Here is a 7,025-nt window from a genome sequence, read left to right on the forward strand (position 1 = left end):
CCGGCCTTGGGCGCGGGCAGGGCCGCTTATGCCCCGCCTTGCCGGGTTGTCAATTCCGCTGCGCCTGCCGGGTGGTGTCGTGCAGGCGGTATTCGACGATCTCGGTGCGCTGCAGGAACATGAAGTTGTCGTCCGAGATCATGGTGATCCGGATGCCCTGCCCGTCGTCCCAGACGGAGATGCCCTCGAGGTTGTCATATTGCAGCGGGCGGGTTTCCAGCAGGATCTCCTCGTTCCGGGGACCGTCCGGGGTCAGCTCCATCCGGCGCAGGCGCGAGGAAAAACCCAGGATGCCGCGAAAGTCCCGCTCCAGCAGGTAGAAGAGGCCATCAGGTCCGAAATCGGCGCCGACCGGCAGCCAGCGCGGATCGCGGCGGATCTGGGTCAGTCGCGACCAGGCACCGTCAAAGGCCAGGACCGGGAAGGGCAGGTCCGGCCCGCCCGAGCGTTCGGGCACGGCGATCAAGGTGCCATCGTCCCGGATCGCCAAGGCCTCCAGCCCTGAATTCACGCCCATGCCGGGCAGCTGCGGCGGACGCGGCAGGCGGACGGCCGGGCGGTCGGGATCGGGATAGGAGGCGACGCGGTCCAGGCCTTCGAAACTGACCCAGATGCCGCCGTCCTGGTCCACGGCCAGCCCCTCGCTGTCGCCGGTATAGCCCGGTGGCAGCGGCTTGCCCTGGCTGTCCTGCAGATTGGCGCGCCCGGCGATGTTCATGCCGCGGATGAGGCCCTGGTCGTCCCGTTCGACGCTGCCCCAGTACAGGTGCGAGCGGTCGGTCAGCGCGTGGAAGCTCCGCCCGTCCGGGCTGATCTCGATGCCAGAAAAGCCGCCGAAGCTGGCGTGATCGTAGCGCCAGACATAGGTGCCCACATGGTCAAGCACCGCGCCTGCAAGAACGGGCGCGGTGCCGAGGACCAGCGACAGGGCCGCAGCGGTCAGCCGGGCGCTCAGGGTGCCGCGGCGACGGTGTTGCATTGTCGCGGAAGCTCGCTGAGCCGATAGGTGCGGGGATGGCGGTAATCGGGATCGGCCGGAGCCGATGGGGCGCGGGACGGGTTGGCGCGGTTGTTGATCCACTGCTGCGCCTCGGCACAGCCGTCGCCGGGCGGGGGCGGATCCTGGGTGCGGCAGATCGAGCCGGCGGGGCAGGACAGCCGGACGTGGAAGTGGTAGTCATGAGCGTTGATCGGGCGCACCTTGCGCAGCCAGCCGCGATCGCCGGTCTCCATCTGGCACATCGCGACCTTGGCCACGGGATCGACCAGGATGCGTTCGACCCGCCGGTCGCCGGCGGCGGCGCGCATGATCGACATGTGCTGCGGCGTCCAGTTGCCCGACAGGCCCAGCCCGTTCGAGGCCACGACCGAGACGGAGGAGATGTTCTCGCGCTGCTGGCGGCTGAGGTTCAGCGCGGGCGGCGGCAGCATCCAGATATCCGCGTCCAGCCCGATCTGGTGGCTGGCATGGCCAGAGGTCATCGGCCCGCCGCGCGGCTGGCTGATGTCGCCGACATAGAGCCCGCGCCAGCCCGCCTGCCGGGCCGCACGCGACAGGCCGACCAGAAAGTCGATCATCACCGGATGCCCCCAGTGGCGGTCCCGCGACAGGCGCATGGCCTGCCAGGTGGGGCCGGTTTCGGGCAGTTGCACCAGCCCCTGGGCGCAGCCCTGGGAATAATAGCCGATGGCGACGGCCGGCCCCTGAGACGGGCCGCGGAACGCGCCGAACACGTCCTTGGCCAGCGGGTCGGCGGCGGCGGGCAGCGCCAGTCCCAGCATCAGGGCGGCGGCGGTCAGGGTCTTTTTGATCACGGTTGGGCCTCTCCTTCCGGGTCGACCCACCCTAGCAGAACCAGCGCGACAAGGAAGATCACGATCAGCGGAAGGAATCCGATCCGCTGGCTGCCGCTGAGATCGGTGCTGAGCGCGATCAGGAAGGGCGCCAGGAAGGCGGTGGCCTTGCCCGACAGGGCATAAAGGCCAAAGCCCTCGGTCGCGCGCGCCTCGGTCGTGTGGCGGACCATCATGGTGCGGCTGGCCGCCTGCAGCGCGCCCCCCGCGCCCCCGATCACCGCGCCGCAGGCAAAGAAGATCAGGTCGGGCAGGCGCAGTCCCGCCAGAAGCGGCTCGGCCCCGACGGTCATCCCGAAGACCGAATTGCGGTCCATGCCGACCAGAAGCGTGCAGACGGCGGTCAGCGCCAGGATGCAGGTCATGATGACCGCCCGCGGGCCAAAGCTGCGGTCGGCGCGACCGCCCAGCCAGCTGATGATCGCGGCCGAAATGGCGCTGATCACCCCGAAGATCCCGGCCAGGAAGACCGGCCAGCCCAGCACCGTCCCCGCATAGACGCCGCCAAAGCCGTAAAGCGCGTTCAGCGCATCGCGTGAAAACATCGAGGACAGCAGCCACAGCGCCAGGCTGCGGCGGTGGCGCAGGCTGCGCACCAGCGCCCAGAGGTCGTGCAGCGCCGCCCGCACCCGGATCGGACGCCGCGCCACGTCCGGTTCGCGGACCCACAGGAAGAAGGGCAGCATGAAGACGACATACCAGATCGCCGTGAAGGGACCGACAAAGCGCGTTCCTTCGCGCAGGACGGGGTCAAGCCCGAAGAGCGGCGGGATGCCTGCCAGGGTACGGCCGCCCGGGGTTTCGGCGAACAGCGCCAGCATCAGCGCCAGCGACACCACGCCGCCCAGATAGCCGAAGGCGTAGCCGGAACCGGAGAGGCGGCCGACCTCGTGCCGGGGGGCAAGGCCGGGCAGCATGGCATTGGTGAAGATGGTGGCGAACTCGACCCCGATCAGGCCGATGCCGAACAGCACGATGGCCTGGACCAGGGCGGGCTGGGTGGGCATCAGCCACCACAGTCCCGCCGATCCGACGACATAGAGGATGGAGAACAGCCACACCCAGGGCAGCCGTCGCCCGGAGGTGTCGGCGATGGCGCCCAGGATCGGCGCCAGCAGCGCGATCACCGCACCGCTGATCGCCAGGCCATAACCCCACAGCGCCTGCGCATGGGCCCCGGCCATCGTGCTGCTGTCGCCCATCGCGATGAAGTGGCGCTTGGCGACCTCGGCGAAGTAGATCGAGAAGATGAAGGTCAGCAGCAGCGTGTGAAAGGGCTGGCTGGCCCAATCGAAAAACCACCAGCCCCAGATCCGCTTGCGGTTCATGCCGTCCCCCTGTCGCGCGTTCGGCGACATAAGGCCCGGCAACCGTCAGACTGGCAAGGAAAGTTTCGCGTCCTCGGGGATGGCCGGGGGCCAGGGGCGCACGGCGTCGGCCGCGATCCATGCGGTGATCCAGTCGGGCAGGGGCGGACTGTCGGGGCTGTGCCCCATCGCGGCCATCACCTCGGCCGGCGGCACGATGCCCTGCGCCGAAGTCACGGCCGAGCGGATCAGCACTTGGTTGCAGCATTCCGTTCCCCGCCACATCGATTGTTCCATGTAGACGAAGCGGTGATCCCAGCCCACGGTGCGCGACATCATCGTGAAGCGCTGGAACGCCCGAATGCGGCGCCGATAGCGGGTCGAGTTGCCCGCAACCGTGATGCCCCAGCCCCGCGCGCGCAGGATCGGGATCAGGCCGGTGCGGCTGGCCAGCGGAATGCGGCCCAGGTCGAACAGGGTCAGGGTGCGGCCGTTGTTCAGCTCGATCCAGGGGTCGAGGTCCCAGGGCCAGCAGACATGGGTCGAGACATGCGTTCCGGTCGGCGCCAGCCGGGGCGCATTGCGGAATTTCAGCATCTCTTTGGCAAAGCGGATCAGCGGATACATGGCAGCCCTTTCCTTTGCGCCTTGGGTGGCTGCGGATCACGAGGGCGTCAAGGCGAACGCGGCGGCATCGGGTCGCATCGGCTTGCGTCAGGCCCGGCACGTCGCCATACAGTGCAAAACCGCCGCGGACGAAGGAGTGACCATGGGAACGCTGTACGAGGCCTTGCAACTGATCCTGCAGGTCGTGTGGTTCATCATGATCGTCCACATCATCATGTCCTGGCTGATCAACTTCCAGGTGCTGAACCTGCGCCAGCCGCTGGTCGCGCAGATCTGGGACGGGCTGAACCGCCTGCTGGAGCCGGTCTATGCCCCGATCCGCAACATGCTGCCCCGCACCGGCGGGCTGGACCTGGCGCCGCTGATCGTCTTCATCATCATCATCATCCTGCAGCGGGCCCTGGCCAACAATGCCGGGTTCTTCTACGGCTTCTGATGGCGCGAGACCTTCCTGCGGGCGATCTTCTGCGCCAGGTCTGGGGCTTTGACGGCTTCCGTCCCGGCCAGCAGGAGATCGTCGAGGCGGTGGCGCAGGGGCGCGACGTGCTGGCGATCATGCCCACCGGGGGCGGCAAGTCGCTGTGCTATCAGTTGCCGGCGCTGATGCGCGAGGGCGTGACGGTCGTCATCTCTCCGCTGATCGCGCTGATGCGGGACCAGGTGCGCGCGCTGCGCGAGGCCGGCGTCGAGGCCGGCGCCCTGACCAGCGGCAATACCGAGGCCGAGACCGAGGCGGTGTTCCAGGCGCTGTCGGCGGGCCAGCTGAAGATCCTCTACATGGCGCCGGAGCGGCTGGCCTCGGGCGGGACGGTGAACCTGCTGCGCCGCGCCAATGTCACCGCCATCGCGGTGGACGAGGCGCATTGCGTCAGCCAGTGGGGCCATGACTTCCGCCCCGACTACCTGCGCATCGGTGATCTGAAGCGCGCGCTGGACGTGCCGCTGGCGGCCTTTACCGCCACGGCGGATGTCGAGACGCGGGCCGAGATCGTGACGCGCCTGTTCGAGGGCGCCCCGCCGGTCACCTTCCTGCGCGGGTTCGACCGCCCGAACATCCGCCTTGCCTTTCAGCCCAAGAACAGCCCGCGCGCCCAAGTGCTGACCTATGTCGCTGCGCGGCGCGGGCAGTCCGGGATCATCTATTGCGGGGCGCGGGCGCGGACCGAGACGCTGGCGCAGGCGCTGCGCGAGGCGGGGCACCCGGCCATCGCCTATCACGCGGGCCTGGAGGCCGAGGCGCGGCGCGAGGCCGAGGCGCGGTTCCAGCGCGAGGACGGGTTGATCGTCGTCGCGACCGTGGCCTTTGGCATGGGCATCGACAAGCCCGACATCCGCTGGGTGCTGCATGCCGATCTGCCCAAGTCCATCGAGGGCTATTACCAGGAAATCGGCCGCGCGGGCCGGGATGGCGATCCGGCCGACACGCTGACGCTGTACGGTCCCGACGACATCCGCCTGCGCCGCACGCAGATCGACGAGGGGCTGGCCGATCCTGCCCGCAAGGCCGGCGATCACGCCCGGCTGAACGCGCTGCTGGGGCTGGCCGAGGCCACCGGCTGCCGCCGCCGCCGCCTGCTGGCCTATTTTGGCGAGGAGCTGGCCGAGGACTGCGGGAATTGCGACCTGTGCCAGGTCCCGCCCAAGCTGTTCGACGGCACGCTGGCGGTCAGGAAGGCGTTGTCGGCCATGCTGCGCACCGGCGAATGGTTCGGCAGCGGCCACCTGATCGACGTGCTGACCGGCACCACCACCGACAAGGTGCGCGAACGCGGCCATGACCAGCTGCCGACCTTTGGGGTCGGTCGCGATTTCGGCCGGGGCCAGTGGCAGGCGATCTTTCGGCAGATGATGGGGTTGGACCTCTGCCGTCCCGACCCCGAGCGTCACGGTGCCCTGCACCTGACCGAGGCCGCCCATCCGATCCTGCGCGGCGAGGAAAGCGTTACCCTGCGCCAGGACACGACCCAGAACGCCCGCGCCGCGAATGTCCTGCGCACCCAGGTCGACGAGGAGGACGAACCGCTTCTGTCGGCGCTGAAGGCCAAGCGCCGCGCCCTGGCCGAGGCCGCCCGCGTGCCGGCCTATGTGATCTTTCCCGACCGGACCCTGATCGAGATGGCGCAGAAGCGTCCGCAGGACCTGGACCAGATGGCCCGGATCGGCGGGGTGGGGGCCAAGAAGCTGGAAAGCTTTGGTGCCGAGTTCCTGTCGGTGATCGCCGGCGCGCAGCCGCAGATGCACCCGGCCCGCCGCGCGCTGGCCGGGCGGCCCGAAGGCGCGCTGTTCGATCGTCTGGTCGAGGCGCAGGCGCGGCTGCAGCGCGGCGAGGACGGGACCGAGAAGCCGCTGTCCTGTTCGACCGGACAGATCCGGCGCATCGCGGAATCCCGGCCCGCCAGCCGCGAGGCGCTGACCCGCCACCTGGACGCGCCCCGCATGGACCGCTTTGCCGATGCCTTCCTGTCCGAGATCGAGCGCGCCGACTGAGGCGCCGCCTGACCGGGGCGGAATTCGATCTTTCAACCGAATGTGATGCACCACCCGGGCCGCTTGCCCCGTGTCTTGTGACAAGCTGCAATCGGGACAGCGCTGTCCTGCAGATCGGAGATCGACATGAAACTCACCTGGTCCGACGTCACCCCCCAGTCCGTGTTCCTGGACCGCCGCCGGTTCATGGCCGCCGGCGCCGCCTTGGGCGCATCCGCGCTGCTGCCGGGCGCGGCCGCGGCGCTGACCGGCACGCCGTCGCCCTTTTCGACCGCCGAGACGCCCAACACCTTCGAGCAGATCACCAACTACAACAATTTCTACGAGTTCGGGACCGGCAAGGAGGATCCCGCGCGCTATGCGGCTGCGCTGACTACCGATCCCTGGTCGGTCGAGATCGGCGGCATGGTCGATCGCCCGGGCAGCTATGGCGTCGAGGACCTGGCCCCCGACAATGCGCTGGAGGAGCGGATTTATCGCCTGCGCTGCGTCGAGGCCTGGTCGATGGTCGTGCCCTGGATCGGCGTGCCGCTGGCTTCGGTCCTTGAAAAGGTGGGCGTCCAGCCCGGGGCCAAGTTCGTGGCCTTCGAGACCGTGATGCGCCCGTCCGAGATGCCGGGGCAGACCCGCGCCATCCTCGACTGGCCCTATCGCGAGGGGCTGCGGCTGGACGAGGCGATGCATCCGCTGACGATCCTGGCCACCGGTCTCTATTCCGAACCGATGCCCAAGCAGAACGGGGCGCCCATT

Annotated in this window: 7 protein-coding genes (1 of these 7 cut by a window edge); 3 read left to right on the forward strand and 4 right to left on the reverse strand. The window is 69.0% G+C overall.

Annotation, left to right across the window (positions count from 1 at the left end):
• Positions 1–49: 49 nt before the first annotated feature.
• From ACNR9W_RS01610 to ACNR9W_RS01625, 4 genes are read right to left on the reverse strand one after another with little or no spacing between them, the layout of a single operon-like run.
• Positions 50–979: an esterase-like activity of phytase family protein gene (locus ACNR9W_RS01610; protein ID WP_419268854.1), complete on the reverse strand. Its 930-nt coding sequence runs from the start codon at positions 977–979 to the stop codon at positions 50–52.
• Entirely contained in the window at positions 952–1,815 is an 864-nt protein-coding gene (mepA, locus tag ACNR9W_RS01615) for a penicillin-insensitive murein endopeptidase (RefSeq protein ID WP_419268855.1), read from the reverse strand. Before mepA ends, ACNR9W_RS01610 begins: the two co-directional genes overlap by 28 nt.
• Positions 1,812–3,182, reverse strand: a complete 1,371-nt coding sequence (locus ACNR9W_RS01620) for an MFS transporter (protein WP_419268856.1) — start codon at positions 3,180–3,182, stop codon at positions 1,812–1,814. Before ACNR9W_RS01620 ends, mepA begins: the two co-directional genes overlap by 4 nt.
• A 45-nt stretch (positions 3,183–3,227) precedes the next feature.
• Complete coding sequence (locus ACNR9W_RS01625) at positions 3,228–3,788, reverse strand: acyl-CoA thioesterase (protein ID WP_419268857.1); 561 nt, start codon at positions 3,786–3,788, stop codon at positions 3,228–3,230.
• Positions 3,789–3,930: 142 nt separating this feature from the next.
• On the opposite strand from ACNR9W_RS01625, the gene ACNR9W_RS01630 reads away from it, so the two are divergent.
• From ACNR9W_RS01630 to msrP, 3 genes are all read left to right on the forward strand, one after another.
• Positions 3,931–4,224 (forward strand): YggT family protein, encoded by a 294-nt coding sequence (locus tag ACNR9W_RS01630; RefSeq protein ID WP_419268860.1) that lies wholly within the window; start codon positions 3,931–3,933, stop codon positions 4,222–4,224.
• Positions 4,224–6,275 (forward strand): DNA helicase RecQ, encoded by a 2,052-nt coding sequence (gene recQ / locus ACNR9W_RS01635; protein WP_419268858.1) that lies wholly within the window; start codon positions 4,224–4,226, stop codon positions 6,273–6,275. The genes ACNR9W_RS01630 and recQ overlap by 1 nt, the downstream gene beginning before the upstream one ends.
• Positions 6,276–6,401: 126 nt before the next feature.
• A protein-coding gene (msrP, locus tag ACNR9W_RS01640) for a protein-methionine-sulfoxide reductase catalytic subunit MsrP (RefSeq protein ID WP_419268859.1) crosses the window boundary here: on the forward strand, positions 6,402–7,025 show its 5' portion. 288 nt of this gene lie beyond the right edge of the window; the window shows 624 of its 912 coding nt (coding positions 1–624); it begins with the start codon at positions 6,402–6,404; its stop codon lies off the right edge, out of view.

The sequence above is a fragment of the Paracoccus sp. T5 genome, assembly GCF_048538155.2.
Classification (GTDB): Bacteria; Pseudomonadota; Alphaproteobacteria; order Rhodobacterales; family Rhodobacteraceae; genus Paracoccus.

What these genes read in the sequence shown, in the direction of transcription:
- ACNR9W_RS01610 (WP_419268854.1), bottom strand. Translation starts at nt 979, where the DNA reads ATGCAACACCGTCGCCGCGGCACCCTGAGCGCCCGGCTGACCGCTGCG.
- ACNR9W_RS01620 (WP_419268856.1), bottom strand. Translation starts at nt 3,182, where the DNA reads ATGAACCGCAAGCGGATCTGGGGCTGGTGGTTTTTCGATTGGGCCAGC.
- ACNR9W_RS01625 (WP_419268857.1), bottom strand. Translation starts at nt 3,788, where the DNA reads ATGTATCCGCTGATCCGCTTTGCCAAAGAGATGCTGAAATTCCGCAAT.
- ACNR9W_RS01630 (WP_419268860.1), top strand. Translation starts at nt 3,931, where the DNA reads ATGGGAACGCTGTACGAGGCCTTGCAACTGATCCTGCAGGTCGTGTGG.
- recQ (WP_419268858.1), top strand. Translation starts at nt 4,224, where the DNA reads ATGGCGCGAGACCTTCCTGCGGGCGATCTTCTGCGCCAGGTCTGGGGC.